This is a genomic window from Cellulomonas sp. ICMP 17802 (assembly GCF_041295535.1).
Taxonomy (GTDB): domain Bacteria; phylum Actinomycetota; class Actinomycetes; order Actinomycetales; family Cellulomonadaceae; genus Cellulomonas.
In genome coordinates this window covers 1-18,549 of sequence record NZ_JBGFQZ010000030.1, presented here as the reverse complement: position 1 = coordinate 18,549, position 18,549 = coordinate 1, and the positions used below count along the sequence as shown (strand labels likewise).

Annotated in this window: 15 protein-coding genes; 12 read left to right on the top strand and 3 right to left on the bottom strand. The window is 74.4% G+C overall.

The features are described 5' to 3' along the window. Positions 1-33: 33 nt before the first annotated feature. The gene (locus AB5970_RS16420) at positions 34-438 is read left to right on the top strand and encodes a DUF3040 domain-containing protein (protein ID WP_370505025.1); all 405 of its coding nucleotides are present in this window, start codon (positions 34-36) and stop codon (positions 436-438) included. Here the strand turns inward: AB5970_RS16420 and AB5970_RS16415 are convergent. From AB5970_RS16415 to AB5970_RS16405, 3 genes are read right to left on the bottom strand one after another with little or no spacing between them, the layout of a single operon-like run. After that, complete coding sequence (locus AB5970_RS16415) at positions 383-2,665, bottom strand: transglutaminase TgpA family protein (RefSeq protein WP_370505024.1); 2,283 nt, start codon at positions 2,663-2,665, stop codon at positions 383-385. The genes AB5970_RS16420 and AB5970_RS16415 overlap by 56 nt on opposite strands. After that, positions 2,662-3,909, bottom strand: coding sequence for a DUF58 domain-containing protein (locus AB5970_RS16410; protein WP_370505023.1), 1,248 nt, complete (start codon positions 3,907-3,909; stop codon positions 2,662-2,664). The genes AB5970_RS16415 and AB5970_RS16410 overlap by 4 nt, the downstream gene beginning before the upstream one ends. Next, complete coding sequence (locus AB5970_RS16405) at positions 3,909-4,910, bottom strand: AAA family ATPase (protein ID WP_370505022.1); 1,002 nt, start codon at positions 4,908-4,910, stop codon at positions 3,909-3,911. Before AB5970_RS16405 ends, AB5970_RS16410 begins: the two co-directional genes overlap by 1 nt. Before the next feature lie 358 nt (positions 4,911-5,268). On the opposite strand from AB5970_RS16405, the gene mraZ reads away from it, so the two are divergent. From mraZ to murC, 11 genes are all read left to right on the top strand, one after another. After that, positions 5,269-5,745, top strand: a complete 477-nt coding sequence (gene mraZ / locus AB5970_RS16400) for a division/cell wall cluster transcriptional repressor MraZ (RefSeq protein ID WP_370505021.1) — start codon at positions 5,269-5,271, stop codon at positions 5,743-5,745. A gap of 148 nt (positions 5,746-5,893) precedes the next feature. Beyond that, the gene (rsmH, locus tag AB5970_RS16395) at positions 5,894-6,907 is read left to right on the top strand and encodes a 16S rRNA (cytosine(1402)-N(4))-methyltransferase RsmH (protein WP_370505020.1); all 1,014 of its coding nucleotides are present in this window, start codon (positions 5,894-5,896) and stop codon (positions 6,905-6,907) included. Positions 6,908-7,044: 137 nt separating this feature from the next. After that, positions 7,045-7,320: a hypothetical protein gene (locus AB5970_RS16390; RefSeq protein ID WP_370505019.1), complete on the top strand. Its 276-nt coding sequence runs from the start codon at positions 7,045-7,047 to the stop codon at positions 7,318-7,320. Next, a complete protein-coding gene (locus tag AB5970_RS16385; protein ID WP_370505018.1) occupies positions 7,317-9,203 on the top strand; it encodes a peptidoglycan D,D-transpeptidase FtsI family protein in 1,887 nt (628 codons plus the stop codon). Before AB5970_RS16390 ends, AB5970_RS16385 begins: the two co-directional genes overlap by 4 nt. Before the next feature lie 60 nt (positions 9,204-9,263). Further along, complete coding sequence (locus AB5970_RS16380) at positions 9,264-10,835, top strand: UDP-N-acetylmuramoyl-L-alanyl-D-glutamate--2,6-diaminopimelate ligase (RefSeq protein WP_370505017.1); 1,572 nt, start codon at positions 9,264-9,266, stop codon at positions 10,833-10,835. Then, a complete protein-coding gene (locus AB5970_RS16375; RefSeq protein WP_370505016.1) occupies positions 10,832-12,283 on the top strand; it encodes a UDP-N-acetylmuramoyl-tripeptide--D-alanyl-D-alanine ligase in 1,452 nt (483 codons plus the stop codon). Before AB5970_RS16380 ends, AB5970_RS16375 begins: the two co-directional genes overlap by 4 nt. After that, a complete protein-coding gene (mraY, locus tag AB5970_RS16370) occupies positions 12,280-13,362 on the top strand; it encodes a phospho-N-acetylmuramoyl-pentapeptide-transferase (protein WP_370505015.1) in 1,083 nt (360 codons plus the stop codon). The genes AB5970_RS16375 and mraY overlap by 4 nt, the downstream gene beginning before the upstream one ends. Next, positions 13,363-14,799 (top strand): UDP-N-acetylmuramoyl-L-alanine--D-glutamate ligase, encoded by a 1,437-nt coding sequence (gene murD, locus AB5970_RS16365; protein ID WP_370505014.1) that lies wholly within the window; start codon positions 13,363-13,365, stop codon positions 14,797-14,799. A 22-nt stretch (positions 14,800-14,821) separates the two neighbouring features. Next, positions 14,822-16,066: a putative lipid II flippase FtsW gene (gene ftsW, locus AB5970_RS16360; RefSeq protein WP_370505013.1), complete on the top strand. Its 1,245-nt coding sequence runs from the start codon at positions 14,822-14,824 to the stop codon at positions 16,064-16,066. Beyond that, positions 16,059-17,195 (top strand): UDP-N-acetylglucosamine--N-acetylmuramyl-(pentapeptide) pyrophosphoryl-undecaprenol N-acetylglucosamine transferase, encoded by a 1,137-nt coding sequence (locus AB5970_RS16355; RefSeq protein WP_370505012.1) that lies wholly within the window; start codon positions 16,059-16,061, stop codon positions 17,193-17,195. The genes ftsW and AB5970_RS16355 overlap by 8 nt, the downstream gene beginning before the upstream one ends. Next, a partial coding sequence (gene murC / locus AB5970_RS16350; RefSeq protein ID WP_370505011.1) for a UDP-N-acetylmuramate--L-alanine ligase occupies positions 17,192-18,549 on the top strand: 1,358 nt, incomplete at its 3' end. The genes AB5970_RS16355 and murC, both read left to right, overlap by 4 nt.

Sequence of the window (18,549 nt, the reverse complement as noted above, 5' to 3'; positions counted from 1 at the left end):
GACAGGTCCATACAGCTGACAACGGGGGTCAGGATGCCTCTCTCGGAGTACGAGCAGCGCGTGCTCGAGCAGATGGAACGGCAGCTGACCTCTGACGATCCTCGGCTCGCGAACACGCTGACCCAGCGCGGGCACCGCCCGTTCGGCCGATACGTCATCGCGGGAGCTGGTGCGTCCGTCGGTCTGCTGCTGCTCGTCCTGGGTGCGGCCAACAGCCGGGCCTGGTTGGGCGTCGTCGGCTTCGTCGTGATGTTCGCCGCGGTGGCCTTCGCGTTCGCGGACCCTCGCCGTGGGTCGACGCGACGGTCCGGGCCGCAGGGCGTCGTGCAGAACGACGGCCACGTCAAGAAGGCCGCGCCGTCGAGCCGTCAGCGCGGCAGCTTCATGAGCCGTCTCGAGGAGCGCTGGGAACGGCGCCGCGGCGAGAGCGGTCGCTGAGCAGCGTCTCGACGCCGCTCATCATCTGGTCCACCCACCCGGCCAGCACGGCCGGGCTCACGTCGGGCTGCTGCGGCGCGTAGCGCTCGCGCTCGACGGTCCGTGCCAGCGACTCCAGCGCCGCCTCGTGCTCCCCGGTCAGTGACGACCCGGACGCCTGCCGCAGCTGCTCCTGCACGGAGAGCACCACCGTGCGCGGCGTCTCCGAGTCCGACCACGTCACGCCGCGGGCGGCGAGCTTGCGCCGGGCCCGCAGCCAGGCGCGCTCGGGGGTCAGGTCGGCGAGGAACCGGGTGCGGCGGCGGACCACCGCGAGCCCGAACGAGGCCACGGCCAGCACGATCGCGACCGTGATGGCGACGGGCAGCCAGCCGCGTCCGGCGTCGGCGCTGGACCCGTTGTTCGACTGCCCGCCCGGCGCGCTCGACGTGCTGGGCGCCGGGCGCGAGGTGGGCAGGACGTCGTCGGGCTGGCCGGCGGGCGCGGAGACCCCGCGGAACGGGTCGCTCCACTGGGGCGGCGACCCGGACTGCACGGCCGGCGTCGGCTCGAACCGCACCCAGCCGTAGCCCTCGAAGAACAGCTCGGGCCAGGCGTGCGACTCGTGCCCGGTGACGACGTACGCGCCGTTGCGGTCGGACTGCCCGGGCAGGAAGCCGACGCCCACGCGGGCGGGGATGCCGAGGGTCCGGGCCATGATCGTCATCGACGTGGAGAACTGGACGCAGTACCCGCGCGTCGACTGCAGGAAGTCCCAGACGGCGTCGTCGGACCGCGACGGGGCGACGCGCGTGTCGTAGGTGAAGTTCGACGTGGCCCGGAAGTACGTCTGCAGGGCCATCGCCTGCTGGTACGGGGTCGTCGCGTCGGCGGTGATCTCCTTGGCGAGGTCCGCGATGTCCTGCGAGTGGCTGGTCTCCGGGACCTCGAGCGAGGCGCCGTCGTCGCCGGGGTCGCCCACCTGCGCGTCGGCCAGGTCGTCGGCAGTGAGGGAGGGGATCTGGACGGTCATGGAGTAGGTCATGCCGTCGAAGGTGCCGCGGCGGCCCACCACCTCGTCGCGGCCCGGGTCGTACTCCCAGGTGCCGGGGACGTTCACCGTGCGCGGGAAGGTGCTGACCGGCAGCCGGCGCTCGCGCAGGCCGGCCACCTCGACCTGGACGTCCGCGAGCGTGCCGAGGTCGGCGTCGGGCGTGGTGCCGCGCAGCGCGGGGTCGGAGGACAGGAGCGTCGCGGGGTCCCACGCCACCATGTCGACGGAGTCGGCGCGGTCCCAGGCCCGGCCGTCGAACGAGGTGAGCGTGAAGGCGCGCAGCGGTCCCACGGCCGAGGCCGAGACCGAGGTGGCGCTGGCCGAGGGCGACGGCGTCGCTCCCGCCTGCGGGTCGGTCGCCGGGGCGTTGACGGAGTAACGGAGGACCACCTGCCCGGACCGCGAGCCGAGGCTCTCGCGCAGGTCGAGGTTGTCGCTCAGCGACATCGGGCCCACGGGACCGCTGCCGAAGCTCGGCATGCTCATCGAGGCCCAGCCGGGGAACGCGGCGACGGCGGGCCCGGCGAGCAGGGTCGCGACGATGAGCGTCACCGAGCAGAGGATCGCGACCGAGATCCGGCGCGCGCGGTCGGTGTGGGCGGACGCGGGGGCGGCGCTCAGCGCGAGCAGCAGCAGATACAGGAACGCGGTCCACCCGATCGCCCAGCCGCTCGCGGGGAAGCCCAGGATGATCGCGGGCACCCAGAGCGCGGCGAAGGCGACCCCGGAGAGCGCCGGCAGGCCCAGCCCGATCGCGACGAGGTCGGAGAGCAGGAAGACGGCGACGGCGCCGACGACCACCAGCAGCTCGGCGGGCCGGACGCCGGCCATGGGCACGAGCGAGGCGTTGATGACCGCGACGCCCTCGCGGGCGGTCGCGAGCGTCCGCTCGAACGAGCCGGTGTCGGGGATGACCTGCAGGCGGCCCGGGGGAGCGCCGTACCGGACCAGGATGATGCCGAGCGCGACGAGCGTGCCGGCGAGCGTGGGTGCCCACCACGAGCGGGTCACCGCGCGGACCCCGACGACCACCGCGGCGACCACGAGCACGATCAGCCAGGTGGCCAGCAGCCAGCTGCCGCGCACGATCAGGCCGGTGAGCGCGAACAGGCTGGCGCAGGTCGCGGCGGCGCACAGGGCCGAGCCCAGCACCGACCGGGGCCCGCGCGGGATGCGGTGCGTGCGCCCGGTCACTGGGCCGACCCCAGGAGTCGCAGCCAGCAGTCGACGATCGGCTCGCCCGGTGTCACGCGGCACGCGCGCCAGCCGGCCCGCCGCAGCGCCTTGATCGTGTGCTCGGCCTCGGCCTCGTGCGCCGGGGTGTCGGCGCGGACGACGGCCCAGGCCTGCGCGTTGTCGGCGACGTGCGCGAGGGCGGCGCGCGAGGCCGCCCCGAGGGGGCCGAGGACTGCGAGGACGATCTCCCCGCCGGCGTCCGTCGACTGCAGGAGGTGCGCCGCGGAGACGAGCTCCGCCTCGCCCACCGCGGCCGTGCGCGGCGCCTCGAGGTCGATGGTCCGGTCGAGCACCGCGTTGCGGGCGCCGGGGCCGGTCCGGTTGTGCACGAAGGCCAGGGGGTAGACGCCGGCGTCCTCTCGCAGGCCGCTGACCAGCCGCACGGGGTGCCCGCCGTCGAGCATGGCCAGCGACATCGACGCGGCGAGCGAGATCGACCACTCGAGGCTGGCCACGCGGGCCGGCAGGTCGAGCAGCACGGACACGGGCCGCATGCCCGCGCGCTCGTCGGACCGCACCATGAGGGCGCCCTTGCGCGCGCTGCTGCCCCAGTGCACCCGGCGCAGGTCGTCGCCCTCGCGGTAGTCGCGCAGCGAGGCGTCGTCGGTCGACGGGGTGCGGGCACCGAGCGCGACGCGGTCCGGCTCGCCGACGAGCACGTCCGACGGCGTCGGCAGGGGGACCACGGCGGGCCAGACCGACACCTCGGCCTGCTCGCCGAGCGTGGCGGAGGTGCGGACCACCCCGAACGGGTCGCTGCGCGTCACCACGAGCGGGCCGAGCGGCCACCGGCCGCGCCGCGCCGCCTGCACCGCGTAGGTCACGGTGACCCGCCGCGGCGCGCGGCTGACGCGGGCCCGCAGCGGCCGGCCGCCGGACAGCTCGGTGGCGGCCTGCTCGGCGAACTTCAGGCCGGCCAGCCGCACGCGGGCGGCGGGGTCGGTCGCGGCGATGGTGACCTCGATCTGGGCCTCGTCGCCGGCGTGCACCGGGTTCGGGGTGGCGCGCCGCTGGACGCTGAGCCGGTGCCTGCCCCGGCCCGGGTCCAGCAGCCCGACGCCGACCGCGGCCCCCACGACGAGGAGCAGCGCGAGCGTGCCGATCCGGACCAGGTCGACGGCGCCGAGGACCACCCCCAGCTGCAGGGCAGCCAGGCCCGCGACGCCGATCGCCCAGCCGCGCGGGGTGGGCCGGAGGCGCATCAGCCGATCGCGCGGCGGGAGCGCGCGGTGCCCGCCGCCGACGGGAGCGGGATCCGGTCGAGGATGTCGGCCACGATGTCGGACGTGCTGCGGCCGGACAGGCGCGACTCGGTGCTGGGCAGCAGGCGGTGCGCCAGGACGGGCACCCCGAGCTGCTGCACGTCGTCGGGGAGCACGTGGTCGCGGCCGTCCATGGCGGCGAGCGCCTTGGCGGCCCGGAGCAGCTGGATCGCCGCGCGGGGCGAGGCGCCGAGCCGCAGCCCCTGGTCCTCGCGCGTGGCGGTGACCAGGTCCACCACGTACCGCTTGACCGCCGGCGCGGCGAACAGGCGGCGGGTGGTCTCGATGAGCGCCTTGATCTGCGCGGCGTCGGTGACCGGCCGGAGCGTGTCCAGGGGGTCGGACGTCTCCTGCAGGTCCAGCATGTCGAGCTCGGACTCGACGCTCGGGTAGCCCACGGTCAGGCGCGCCATGAACCGGTCGCGCTGGGCCTCGGGGAGCGGGTAGGTCCCCTCCATCTCGACCGGGTTCTGCGTCGCGACGACGAGGAACGGGCGCGGCAGCGGGTAGGTGCGGCCGTCGACCGTCGCCTGCGCCTCCTGCATGCACTCCAGCAGGGCCGACTGCGTCTTGGGCGAGGCGCGGTTGATCTCGTCGCCGATGACGACGTGCGCGAAGACGGGGCCGGGCCGGAACTCGAACTCGTGGGTCTGCGACCGGAAGATGTTGACGCCCGTGAGGTCGGACGGCAGCAGGTCCGGCGTGAACTGGATCCGACCGACCGTGCAGTCGATCGTCTTGGCGAGCGCCTTGGCCAGGGTGGTCTTGCCGACGCCGGGGACGTCCTCGAGGAGCAGGTGCCCCTCCGCGAGCAGGACGGCGACGGTGACCCGGACCAGCTCGGGGCGGCCGGTCACCACGCCCTCGATGGCGGCCCGCATCCGGTGCGTGGTCGCGACGACGTCCTCGAGCTCGCTCGACGACGGGACTGCCTGCAGCATGACGCCTCCTTTGGCGGAACTGGGTCCGAGCCTAAAGGTCGATCGCTCACAGTTCATCGCCCTTCGCCCCCCACTTCGCTCCACCACCCGCCCGGCCGAGGGTCCCCGCGCGGTCGTCGGCGGGCTGACCTGGGGTGATTCGCCTGATCAGTCCCGAATTCCGGGCGCTCAACACGCCCCGGTGCGCGTCCGGGGCGTGATCGCCCTCCACTTCACCCCACCGCCTCTGACCTGGGGTTTTATGACTTCTATCGGGTGAATCCTGGCATTGTCCAGTAGCAGGTGGAGTGAAGTGGAGTACCGTGGAGGCACGTGGTGAGGCAGGGAGTCTCGCGTCGGACGAGCGGAGGGGGGCGGGGTGTCGCATGAGTCGTCGTCCGGCGTCTTCAGCTCGTTCGCGCCCTTCCTCGGGACGTACACGCCGCGCCTGGACGAGAAGGGCCGGCTCATCCTCCCGGCCAAGTTCCGGGGCCAGCTGGCCCCGGGTCTCGTGATGACCCGCGGGCAGGAGCGCTGCTTGTTCCTGCTGCCCGTGGACGAGTTCCGCCGCATGCACGACCAGCTCCGGCAGGCCCCGGTCACCAGCCGCCAGGCCCGCGACTACCTCCGCGTGTTCCTGTCCGGCGCCAGCGACGAGCTGCCCGACCGGCAGGGCCGCATCTCCATCCCGCCGATGCTCCGCAAGTACGCGGGTCTCGAGCGCGACGTCGCCGTCATCGGCACCGGCACCCGGGTCGAGATCTGGGACCTGACCGCGTGGGAGACGTACCTGGCCGAGCAGGAGGCCGGCTACGCCGACACCGCGGAGGAGGTCTTCCCGAACGGTCCCTTCTAGAGCACTGGCCTGCACGGGCCGCCCGGTGAGACCTCCTCCCGAATCTCTGCCGCACTTCCCCGGTGGCAGAGGGTCGGTGGGGGATCTGGTCGGACGGCGGAGGGGCCGCCTGACCACATTTCTTTGCCGCCTGGGGAGGGGAGCAGCGATGACCGAGCAGACGCCAGACGACGCAGCCTCCCGGCACACCCCGGTGCTGCTGCAGCGGTGCCTCGACCTGCTGGCCCCGGCCTTCGAGGTCGAGCACCCCGTCATGGTCGACTCGACGCTGGGCATGGGCGGGCACACGGAGGGCGTCCTGCAGGCGTTCCCGCACGTGCGCGTCGTCGGTCTCGACCGCGACACGCAGGCGCTCGATCTCGCGGGGCGGCGGCTCGCGCCGTTCGGCGACCGGTTCACGGGTGTCCACGCGATCTACGACGAGATCAACGACGTGCTCGACCGCCTGGGCATCCCGGCGGTGCAGGGCGTGCTCATGGACCTCGGCGTCTCGTCCCTGCAGCTCGACGAGCGCGAGCGCGGCTTCTCCTACTCGGCCGACGCCCCGCTGGACATGCGGATGGACGCGACCACCGGGCAGACCGCCGCCGACGTGCTCAACACCTACGACGAGCGCGAGCTCGCCCGGATCCTGCGCGTGTACGGCGAGGAGCGGTTCGCGCCGCGCATCGCCCGGGCGATCGTCGCGCAGCGCCAGCGGAGGCCGCTCGAGCGCACCGGCGAGCTGGTGAGCATCGTGCGGGCCAACATCCCCGCGGCGACGCGCAAGACCGGCGGCAACCCGGCCAAGCGCACGTTCCAGGCGCTGCGGATCGAGGTCAACGGCGAGATCGAGGTGCTGGAGCGCGCGCTGCCCCAGTCGATCGAGGCGCTCGCGGTCGGCGGCCGGATCGTCGTCGAGTCCTACCACTCGCTCGAGGACCGTGCGGTCAAGCGCGCGCTCGCCGTCGGTGCCACGTCCAGCGCGCCCCCGGACCTCCCCGTCGAGCCCGAGTCGCACGCGCCGTTCCTGCGGCTGGTGACGCGGGGCGCCGAGGAGGCCGACGAGGCCGAGCTCGCGCACAACCCCCGCTCGCAGTCCGTCCGCCTCCGCGCCGCCGAGCGCGTCCGTCCCACGCCCGACCACCTCAAGCCACGCCAGACCGGAAGGAGGGCAGCATGAGCGCCCAGTCCGCTGCCCGAGCAACCGCCTACCCGGCCCCGGCCCGCCCGCGGGCGACCACCGCCCCCGCGCCACGACTTCGCGTCGTCCGCGCGCCGGAGCACGCACGGACGCGAGTTCCGTTCATCCTTGCCTGCATGGCCGTCCTCGCCGGTGCGCTGCTGTCCGCGCTGCTGCTCAACACCTCCATGGCGGCGAGCGCCTACGCCAAGTACGACCTGTCCAACGAGCTGGGCCGGCTGAACCAGGACCAGCAGGACCTGACCGCGCAGCTCGACGCCAAGGCCGCGCCCACGCAGCTCGCCGCGGCCGCGGCCGCGCTCGGCATGGTCCCCACCAACGGCACGGGCTGGCTCCGGCTGTCCGACGGCAGCGTGCAGGGCACGCCCGAGCCGGCCGGAGCGGGCGGATGAGCACACCGGTCGCGCGCCCGCGCGCCCGCACCGAGCCGACCGGTACGCGCCGCCCGGTCCCGTCCAACCGGACGCCCGGCGTGGCCGCGCCGCGGCAGCGCACCGTCGAGGTGCCGCCCGGCACGCGCGGCGGGAGGCCACCGGCAGGACCGGTGCAGCCGGGCTCCCGCGGCCGCATGGCCCTGCTCACGGCCCTCGTGGTCCTGGCGCTCGCCGTCTTCGGCGGGCGCCTGGTCTACGTCCAGGGCCTGCGGGGGGCGAGCATCGCCGAGGAGGCCCGCAACGCGCGCCTGACGTCGATCACGCTGATCGGCGGCCGCGGCGAGATCACGGACGCCAACGGGAACCCCCTGGCCACCTCGGTCGAGCGGTACGACATCTCGGTGAACCAGCGGCTCGTCGCCAAGTTCCACGGCACCACCAACCCGGCCGTGCCGGACGGGCCCGCCGGCGTCGCCGCGGTGCTGGCGCCCCTGCTCGACATGAACGCCGCCGAGCTCGGCGGCTCGCTGGTGGGGGACCGCCCGTTCGTGTACATCCGCAAGGGCGTGCTGCCCGAGGTCGCGCGCGAGATCCGCAAGCTCGGGCTCGACGGCGTCAACGTCGACCGGGTGGCCGAGCGCGTCTACCCGAACAACACGCTCGCGGGCAACGTCATCGGCTTCGTCAACTCCAACGGCGTGGGCCTCGCGGGTCTCGAGTCCTCGCTGGACCAGCGGCTCACGGGCACGGCCGGCAGCGAGACGTACGAGCGCGGGCGCAAGGGGCAGGCGATCCCCGGCGGCTACTCCACGGACACCCCCGCCCGGCAGGGCGACTCGGTGCAGCTCACGCTGCTGTCCGACGTGCAGTGGAAGGCGCAGTCGGCGCTCGACGCCCAGGTCGCCGCCACCGGCGCGGACTCCGGCTCGCTCATCGTGATGGACACCCGCACGGGCGAGATCTACGCGCTGGCCGACTCCGGCTCGGTGGACCCCAACCACCCGGGCGAGTCGTCCGGGTCGCTGTCCAGCGCGGTCTCGGACGTCTTCGAGCCGGGCTCGACCGGCAAGGTCATCACCATGTCCGCGATCCTCGACAACCACCTGGCGACGCCGACCTCGCAGTGGTCGGTGCCGTACACGTACTCGCCGGACGGCCACGAGACGTTCAAGGACTCGCACGAGCACGGCCTCCTGCAGCTGACCACGACGGGCGTGCTGGCCGAGTCGTCGAACACGGGCACCGTGATGATCGGCCAGAACCTGCCGGTGCAGACGCGGTTCGACTACCTGTCGAAGTTCGGCTTCGGGTCGAAGACCGGCATCGAGATGCCGGGGGAGTCCAACGGCATCCTGCACCCGGTCGACACGTGGCAGCGGCGCGACAAGTTCGCCGTGCTGTTCGGCCAGTCGGTGTCGGTGACCGCGATCCAGGCGACGCAGGTGTTCCAGACGATCGCGAACGGCGGCGTCCGCGTGCAGCCGCACATCATCAAGGGCTGGACGTCGCCCGACGGCACCTACACGCCGGTCGCGCCCGCCGCGACGACGCAGGTGGTCTCGGCCGAGACCGCGAAGACCGTGCTCACCATGATGCAGAGCGTGGTCGACGACGGCACCGGCTCGAACGCAGCGATCCCCGGCTACCAGGTGGCCGGCAAGACGGGCACCGCGCAGAACTGGGTCGGCGGCGTGCAAGGCATCACGGCGTCGTTCATCGGCGTCGCGCCCGCCGACGACCCCCGCATCGCCGTCGCGGTGATCCTGCACAACCCGCGGACCTCGGTGTACGGCGGCACGGTCGCCGCGCCGGTGTTCTCGGACGTCGCCGGGTACACGCTCAGCGAGCTCGGCGTGGCGCCGTCGGGCACCACCGGGACGCTCTTCCCGACGACGTGGTGACCGGGCGGTGAGCCGCCGCACTCGGGCTGCCGACGCCCCCGTCCGGGGTAGATTCTCCCCATGACGACCCCCGCCCGGATGCGCCCGCTGCATCCCGCGGCCCACCGGGTCGCCGACCTCGTCCAGGCGTTCGGCCTGGTCACGCACGGGTTGCCGCTGCCGGCCGACGCCCGCCTGACGGGTGTGACCCTCGCCAGCGGCGACGTCCAGCCCGGCGACGTGTTCGTCGCCGTGACGGGGTTCAAGGTGCACGGCGCCGCGTACGCCGCGCAGGCGGTCGACTCCGGCGCCATGGCGGTGCTCACGGACGAGGCGGGCCTGGCGCACCTGGAGGCGGCCGGCCTGACCGGCCGCGTCGCGGTCCTGGTCGCCGACGACCCGCGGGCGCTCGCCGGTCCGGTGGCCGCGTGGGCGCACGACGCCCCGGGCGAGCGGCTGGTCACGGTCGGCGTCACGGGCACCAACGGGAAGACCACCACGACGTACTTCCTCGACGCGGCCCTGCGCGCCGCGCACGCGACGACCGCCGTGCTGGGCACTGTCGAGCTGCGGATCGGCGAGGACGCGGTCGAGAGCCCGCGGACCACCGTCGAGGCACCCGCGCTGCAGGCGATCCTCGCGCTGGCCGTCGAGCAGGGCGCGACCGCCCTGGCCATGGAGGTCTCGTCGCACGCGCTCGCGCTCGGTCGGGTGGGCGGCCTGACGTTCGACGTGGTCGGCTTCACCAACCTGCAGCGCGACCACCTCGACTTCCACGGCGACATGGAGGGCTACTTCCGCGACAAGTCCCGGCTGTTCGCCGCCGGTCAGGCGCGCCGCGGGGTCGTCGTGGTCGACGACGAGTGGGGCCGCCGGCTCGCGGCCGAGGCGCCCATCCCGGTCGAGACGGTGTCGACGCACGCGGGCGAGGACCTCGGCGCGGACTGGGCGGTCGTCGCCGCGGACATCGGCCTGGACGGCGTGGGGTCCAGCTTCACGCTGCGCGGGCCCGACGGCGTCGAGCACGAGGCGGCGAGCCCGCTGCCGGGCATGGTCAACGTCTCCAACGCCGCGCTGGCGATCGTGCTCGCGCACGCGGCCGGGGTGGACCTCGACGCGGCGATCGCCGCGGTGGCCGTCGCGCACCAGATCCCGGGCCGCATGGAGCGCGTCATCGAGCGCGGCGACGGCTTCCCGCTCTCGATCGTCGACTACGCGCACACGCCCGACGCGCTCGTCCTGGCCCTGGAGGCGGTGCGCCCCATCACGCCCGGCCGGCTGGTGATCGTGTTCGGCTCGGACGGCGACCGCGACCAGGGCAAGCGGCCGATCATGGGCGAGATCGCCGCGCGGCTGGCGGACGTGATCGTCGTCACCGACGAGAACCCGCGTTCCGAGGAGCCGGCGGCCATCCGATCCGCCATCCTCGACGGTGTCCGGTCACAGCGGCCGGACCTGGTCGACGTGCACGAGGCCACCAGCCGCGCGCAGGCCATCCGCGACGCCCTCGACCTCGCCGCCGAGCAGGACACCGTGATCATCACGGGCAAGGGCCACGAACCGACACAGGAGATCGCCGGCGTGTTCCACCGGTACAACGACCGCGACGTGCTGATCGCAGCGCGCACCAGCCGGCAGGAGCAGCACGCGTGATCGCCCTGACGGCGGCCGAGATCGCGGCCGCGACCGGTGGCGTGCTGCGCGGCGCCGCGGCGACGGACCCCGCGCTGGTCGTCAGCGGTCCCGTGGTGGTCGACTCGCGCGACGACGTCACCGGGGGGCTGTTCGTCGCGCTGCCCGGCGAGCACGCCGACGGCCACGACTACGCCGCGGTGGCGGTGACCCGCGGTGCCGCGCTCGTCCTGGCGGCGCGCGACGTGACGGGGGCCGGCGGTGCCGTGCTGCCGAGCGTCGTCGTCACGGACGTCGAGCGGGCGCTGGGCGACCTCGCGCGCGTCGTGCTCGAGCGCCTGCGCGAGGCCTCGTACGAGCCGGGTGGCAGCGGGCTGCGGGTGGTCGGCATCACCGGCTCGGTCGGCAAGACGACCACCAAGGACCTGCTGGCCCAGCTGTGCGGGAGCGTCGGGCCCACCGTTGCGCCGGTCCGCTCGTTCAACAACGAGATCGGGCTGCCCCTCACGGTGCTGCGCGCCGACGAGTCCACCCGGTTCCTCGTGCTCGAGATGGGCGCCAGCGGACCCGGCCACCTGACCTACCTCACCGACATCGCGCCGCCCGACGTGGCCGTCGTCCTCATCGTCGGCCACGCCCACCTCGGCGGGTTCGGCGGCATCGAGGCGGTCGCCGTGGCCAAGTCCGAGATCGTGCAGGGCCTGGTCGCCGACGGCGTCGCCGTGCTCAACGCCGACGACCCGCGGGTGTCCGCCATGGCGTCGCTCGCACCGGGCGACGTCGTCACGTTCGGCGCGGCCCCGCAGGCCACGGTCGGCGTCCGGGACGTGCGGCTCGACCGGACCGGCCGCGCCACCTTCACGCTGGTCCAGCGGGGTGCCACCGAGCGGACGTCGGAGGTCTCGCTGCGGCTGGTGGGCGAGCACCACGTGCACAACGCCCTCGGCGCGGCCGCCGCGGCCCTGGCCGTCGGGCTCGACCTGGACGAGGTCGCGGCCGGCCTCAGCGCCGCCGACGCCCTGAGCCCGCACCGCATGCACGTGGTCGACCGCCCGGACGGGGTCACCATCGTCGACGACTCCTACAACGCGAACCCCGACTCGATGCGTGCGGCCCTCAAGGCCCTCGCGGTGCTGGCCGGGCGCGACCGCCGCTCGATCGCGGTGCTGGGCGAGATGCTCGAGCTCGGCCCGGGGGCGCGCGAGGCCCACGACGCGATCGGCCGCCTCTGCGTCCGGCTCAACATCGGCCTGACCATCGTGGTCGGCGACGGCGCCCGCGCGATCCGGGACGGCGCCAACCACGAGGGCTCGTGGGGCGACGAGGTCGTGCTCGCCGACGACCTCGCGGTGGCCACCGCGTTCCTCGAGAGCGAGCTGCGGCCCGGCGACGTCGTCCTGGTGAAGTCGTCGTACGGCGCCGGCCTGTGGAAGCTCGGCGACGCGCTCGTCGGGGAGGCGGCGTCATGAGAGCCGTCCTGATCTCCGGCGGGCTCGCGATGCTCATCGCGCTGCTGGGCACGCCGCTGTTCATCCGCTTCCTGGTGCACAAGCAGTACGGGCAGTTCATCCGGCAGGACGGTCCGACCGCGCACTTCACCAAGCGCGGCACCCCGACCATGGGCGGCGTCGTCATCATCGGCGCCACGCTGCTGGGCTGGGTGGGCGGCCTCATCGCGACCGGGACCCCGCCGAACGCGTCGGCGGTGCTCGTCCTGTTCCTCATGACCGGGCTCGGGGTGGTCGGGTTCCTCGACGACTTCATCAAGATCAGCCGGCAGCGCAGCCTGGGTCTGCGGGCCCGCTGGAAGATCGTCGGCCAGGGCGTCGTGGGGATCACGTTCGCGGTCGCCGCGCTGCAGTTCCCCAACGAGAAGTTCCGCACGCCGGCCTCGACGAAGATCTCGTTCATCCGCGACACCACCCTCGATCTCGCGTTCTGGGGCGTGACGCTGGGCATCATCCTGTTCGTCGTCTGGGCCAACTTCCTCATCACCGCCTGGTCCAACGCGGTCAACCTCACCGACGGGCTGGACGGCCTGGCCACGGGCGTGTCGCTCATCGTGTTCGGCGCCTACGTGATCGTGGGCGTCTGGCAGTTCAACCAGAGCTGCCAGTTCCTGGCCAGCGCGGGGCCACGCTGCTACGAGACCCGGGACCCGCTCGACCTCGCGGTGGTCGCCGCGGCCATCACGGGCGCGTGCTTCGGGTTCCTGTGGTGGAACGCCAGCCCCGCCAAGATCTTCATGGGCGACACCGGCTCGCTGGCGCTGGGCGGCGCCCTGGCCGGCCTCTCGATCCTGTCCCGCACCGAGATCCTCGCCGCGATCATCGGCGGCCTCTTCGTGGTCATCGTCCTGTCGGACGTGATCCAGATCGGCTTCTTCAAGCTGACCGGTAGACGGGTGTTCAAGATGGCACCGCTGCATCACCACTTCGAGCTCTCGGGGTGGGGCGAGGTGACGATCGTCATCCGGTTCTGGATCATCGCCGGCCTGTTCGTGGCGCTCGGCGTCGGCATCTTCTACGCCGAGTGGGTGGCCGGGTAGGTGTCCGGGCTCGTGCTGGAGGGCGCCCTCGTGGTCGTCGCCGGGCTCGGGGTCTCGGGGCGGGCCGCGGTCGAGGTGCTGGCCTCCCGGGGCGCCCGCGTGGTGCCGGTGGACGACCACGCCGACGACGTCATCGGCTCGGCCGAGCTGCTCGAGGGCACCGTGCTCGACCGCGCGGACCTCGTGGTCGCCTCGCCCGGCCTCGCGCCGCACCACCCGCTGCTCGCGGCCGCGCTCGAGCGCGGCGTGCCGGTGTGGAGCGAGGTCGAGCTGGCCTGGCACGTGCGGGTCGACCGGGCCGCCGGGGGCGGGCCGGCGCCGTGGCTCGCCGTGACCGGCACCAACGGCAAGACCACGACCGTGGGCATGCTCGAGTCGATCCTGCGGGCGGCGGGCGAGAACGCGCTGGCGGTCGGCAACGTGGGCACGCCGGTGGTGCTGGCGGCCACGGACCCGAGCCTCGACGTGCTCGCCGTGGAGCTGTCCAGCTTCCAGCTGCACTTCACGCACTCCCTGTCGGCGCAGGGCGCGGCGGTGCTCAACCTGGCGCCCGACCACCTCGACTGGCACGGCTCGCTCGAGGCGTACGCGGCCGACAAGGGACGCATCTTCGAGCGCGCGCAGGTGGCGTGCGTCTACAACCTGGCGGACCCGGCGACGGAGGACCTCGTGCGCGAGGCGGACGTCGTCGACGGCTGCGTCGCCGTGGGGTTCACGCTCGGCACCCCGCTGGTCGGGCAGGTCGGCATGGTCGAGGACGTGCTGGTGGACCGCGGGTTCGCGCGGCTGCGGCACACGCACGCGGCCGAGCTGGGCACGCTCGACGACCTGGTCCAGCTGGCCGGCCCCGACGGGACCGTGCCGCCGCACGTCGTGGCGAACGCGCTGGCGGCCGCGGCGCTGGCGCTGGCGCACGACGTCGCCCCGGCCGCCATCCGCGAGGGCCTGCGCGCGTACGGCCCGGGCGCGCACCGGCTGGCCACGGTCGCCACCGTCGACGGCGTCGCGTACGTGGACGACTCCAAGGCCACGAACGCCCACGCGGCGGCGGCGGCGCTCGGTGCCTTCCCGGCCGGCGGCGTCGTGTGGATCGCGGGCGGCCTGGCCAAGGGGGCGCAGTTCGACCAGCTGGTCGCCTCGCGGCGCGACCGGCTGCGCGCGGTCGTGCTGATCGGCGTGGACCGGGCACCGTTGCGCGAGGCACTCGCCCGACACGCACCCGAGGTCCCCGTGGTCGAGGTCGACGCCGGTGAGACTGGCACGGTGATGACCCGCGCCGTGCACGAGGCTGCCTTGCTCGCCGCCGCGGAGCCCCGGACGGACGCGGTCACGGTGCTGCTCGCACCCGCGTGCGCGTCGATGGACCAGTTCACGTCGTACGCGGCGCGGGGTGACCAGTTCGCTGCTGCCGTGCGTGCGCTCGGCGGGGACGCGTGAGACGCACAGAGGGGACACCGGGATGACCGCGACGACACCCCGCCCGAGCGTGCGCCGCACGGACGAGCCCGGCGCGTCCACCAGCTCGCTGCTCGGGCAGTGGAACAGCGCGGTGACCAGCTACTACGTGCTGCTCGGTGCCACCGCGCTGCTGCTGGTCATCGGGCTGGTCATGGTCCTGTCGAGCTCGAGCGTGGAGTCCCTCGACGACGGGCACTCGCCGTACGCGGTGTTCCTCGACCAGGCGAAGTACGCGCTCATCGGCCTGCCCATCCTCATCGGGCTGTCGCGCGCGCCCGTGCGGTTCTTCCAGGTCATCGCGTGGCCCGCGCTGGCGTTCGCCGTCGTGTTCCAGCTCACCGTGTTCACGCCGCTCGGCTGCGGCGCGGGCGGCAACCAGAACTGGGTGTGCATCGGCGGCCTGTCGGCGCAGCCGTCGGAGACCATCAAGCTCGCGCTCGCCATCTGGCTCGGCGCCGTCCTGGCCCGCAAGCTGCCGCTGCTGCGCCAGTGGAAGCACGCGCTCATCCCCGCCGTGCCGGTCGCGGGCGTCGCGATCCTCGTGGTCCTGGCCGGCCACGACCTCGGCACCGCCCTGGTCCTCATCATGCTGGTGGCCGGCGCGCTGTTCGTGGCCGGGGTCCCCATGCGGATGTTCGGGTTCGCGGCGCTGCTGGCCGGCGGGCTCACGGCGCTGCTCACCGTCACCAGCAAGAACCGCACCGACCGCATCACGTCCTGGCTCTCGGACCAGTGCGACTCGTCGGGCGCGTGCTACCAGACGCTGCACGGGGGCTGGGGGCTGGCGAGCGGCGGCTGGGGCGGACTCGGGCTGGGGGAGAGCCGCGAGAAGTGGGCGTACCTGCCCGCGGCGCACAACGACTTCATCTTCGCGATCCTCGGCGAGGAGCTCGGGCTCATCGGCACGCTGCTGGTGCTCGGGCTCTTCGGCCTCCTGGCGTTCGCCATGATCCGCGTCATCCGCCGCCACCCGGACCCGTTCGTGCAGATCACCACCGGCGGGATCCTGTGCTGGATCATCGGGCAGGCGATGGTCAACATCGCCGTCGTCATCGGCCTGGCGCCGGTGATCGGTGTCCCGCTCCCGCTGGTGTCCGCGGGCGGCTCCGCGCTCATCATGACGATGGCGGCGCTCGGTGTGCTCATCGCCTTCGCGCGCTCGGAACCGGGCGCGGCCGAGGCGCTGGCCGCGCGGCCGAGCGTGGTGCGCCGGTCGCTGGCCGTGATCGGGCGGTCCCGTGCCTGAGGGCCGCGGGGCGCCCTCCGTGCTCCTCGCCGGCGGGGGCACGGCGGGACACGTCAACCCCCTGCTCGCGGTCGCCGACGAGCTGCACCGACGCCACCCGAACGCCCGGCTCACGGTGCTGGGCACGGCGCAGGGCCTCGAGGCGCGGCTGGTGCCCGAGCACGGGCTGCCGCTCGCGGTCGTGCCGCGCGTCCCGCTGCCGCGCCGCCCGACCCTCGACTGGTTCCGCCTGCCCGGACGCCTGCGGGCCGCCGTGCGAGCCGCGGGCACGGCCATCGACGAGTCGGGCGCGCAGGTGGTGGTCGGATTCGGCGGCTACGTCGCGACGCCCGCGTACCTGGCCGCCCGCCGCCGCCGCATCCCCGTCGTCATCCACGAGCAGAACGCGCGCCCCGGCCTGGCCAACCGGCTGGGCGCCCGGTGGGCCGCGTCGGTCGCGGTGACCTTTCCCGGCACCGCCCTGCGCGGCGCGCAGGTGACCGGCCTGCCGCTGCGCGCGCCCATCGCCCGGCTGGTCGAGCAGCTCGAGGACGACCGCGCGGGGACACGGGCGGCGGCCGCGGCCGAGCTGGGCCTCGACGCCTCCCTGCCGACGCTGCTGGTCACGGGCGGCTCGCTCGGCGCGGTGAGCGTCAACGCCGCCGTCGCGGGCGCCGCGGCCGACCTGCTCGCAGCGGGCGTCCAGGTGCTGCACCTGACGGGTGCCGGCAAGGCCGACGCCGTGCGCGCCGCGCTCGACGGCGTCCCCGGTGCCGAGCGCTACCACGTGCGCGAGTACCTGACCGAGATGCACCTCGCGCTGGCCGTCGCCGACGTGGTGGTCGGGCGCTCCGGCGCCGGCACCGTGTGCGAGCAGGCGGCCCTCGGCATCCCCGCCGTCTACGTGCCGCTGCCCATCGGCAACGGCGAGCAGCGCCTCAACGCGGCCGCGGTGGTCGCGGCCGGCGGCGGGCTGCTCGTGGACGACGCCGACCTGGACCCTGCCTGGGTCCGGGCGCACCTGCCGGTGCTGCTGGTGGGCGAGACCGCCGTCGAGACGCGCGAGCGGATGGGCCACGCGGCCGCCCGCGTCGGCGTGCGCGACGCCGCCGCGCGGGTGGCCCGGCTGGTCGAGGCGGAGCTCCCGTGACCGCGCAGCCGACCGAGCTGCGCCCCGCCGACCTCGGCCGCGTGCACCTGATCGGCGTCGGCGGGGCCGGGATGTCCGCCGTCGCGGCGCTGCTCGCCGCGCGCGGGGTGGTGGTCAGCGGGTCCGACGCCGCCGACGGCCCCGCGCTGCCCGCCCTGCGGGAGGCCGGCGTCGACGTGCACGTGGGCCACGACGCCGCCCTGGTCGACGGCGCCGACACGGTCGTGATCTCGTCCGCCGTCCGCGAGTCCAACCCCGAGCTGGCCCGCGCGCGCGAGCTCGGGCTGCGCGTGCTGCACCGGTCCGAGGCCCTCGCCGCGCTCATGGTGGACCGCGACGCGGTGGCCGTCGCGGGCGCCCACGGCAAGACGACGACCTCCGCGATGATCGCGACCGCGCTGCTGCACGCCGGGGCGGACCCCTCGTTCGCGATCGGCGGCACCGTGTTCTCCGCCGACGGCCCGCTCGGCGGTGGCCGGGACGGCGCGGGCCCGGCGTTCGTGGCCGAGGCGGACGAGTCCGACGGCTCGTTCCTGGCGTACGCGCCGCTCGTCGCCGTCGTCACCAACGTCGAGCCCGACCACCTGGACCACTACGGCTCCGCGGAGGCGTTCGAGGACGCCTTCGTCGCGTTCGCGGGGCGGATCCGGCCCGGTGGGGCGCTCGTGGCCTGCGCCGACGACGCGGGTGCCGTCCGGCTGGTCCACCGCGTCCGGGACATGCTCGCCGAGCGCGACGTCGCCGTGGTCACCTACGGCACGTCGCCCGCTGCGGACGTGCGGGTGGGCGACCTGGTCGCCGACGCCGGCCGCTGGGTGTTCGAGCTCGTCACGGCGGACGCGCGCACGACGGTCCGCCTGGCGGTCCCCGGCGCCCACAACGTGCTCAACGCGGCGGCCGCCTGGGCCGCCGTGCGCCGGCTCGGCCTGCCCGACGCGGCCGACGGTCTCGGCGCGTTCCGCGGCACCGGTCGCCGGTTCGAGGACCGGGGCACGGCCGGGGGAGTGCGCGTGGTCGACGACTACGCGCACCACCCCACGGAGGTCGCGGCGATCCTGCGCGCCGCGCGGTCCGTGGCCGGCGAGGGGCGGGTGCTCGTGCTCTTCCAGCCGCACCTGTTCTCGCGCACGCGCACCTTCGCGGCGGAGTTCGGCGCCGCGTTCGACCTGGCCGACGTCGTCGTCGTCACCGACGTCTACGCCGCCCGCGAGGACCCGGACCCGGCCGTCACGGGCGCGCTGATCGTCGACCACGTCCCGACGCCCGGGAAGGCGGTCTTCGTCGCCGACAAGGAGGCGGCCGCCCGCGCGGTGGCCGCCGCCGCCCGGCCGGGCGACCTGCTGCTCACCATGGG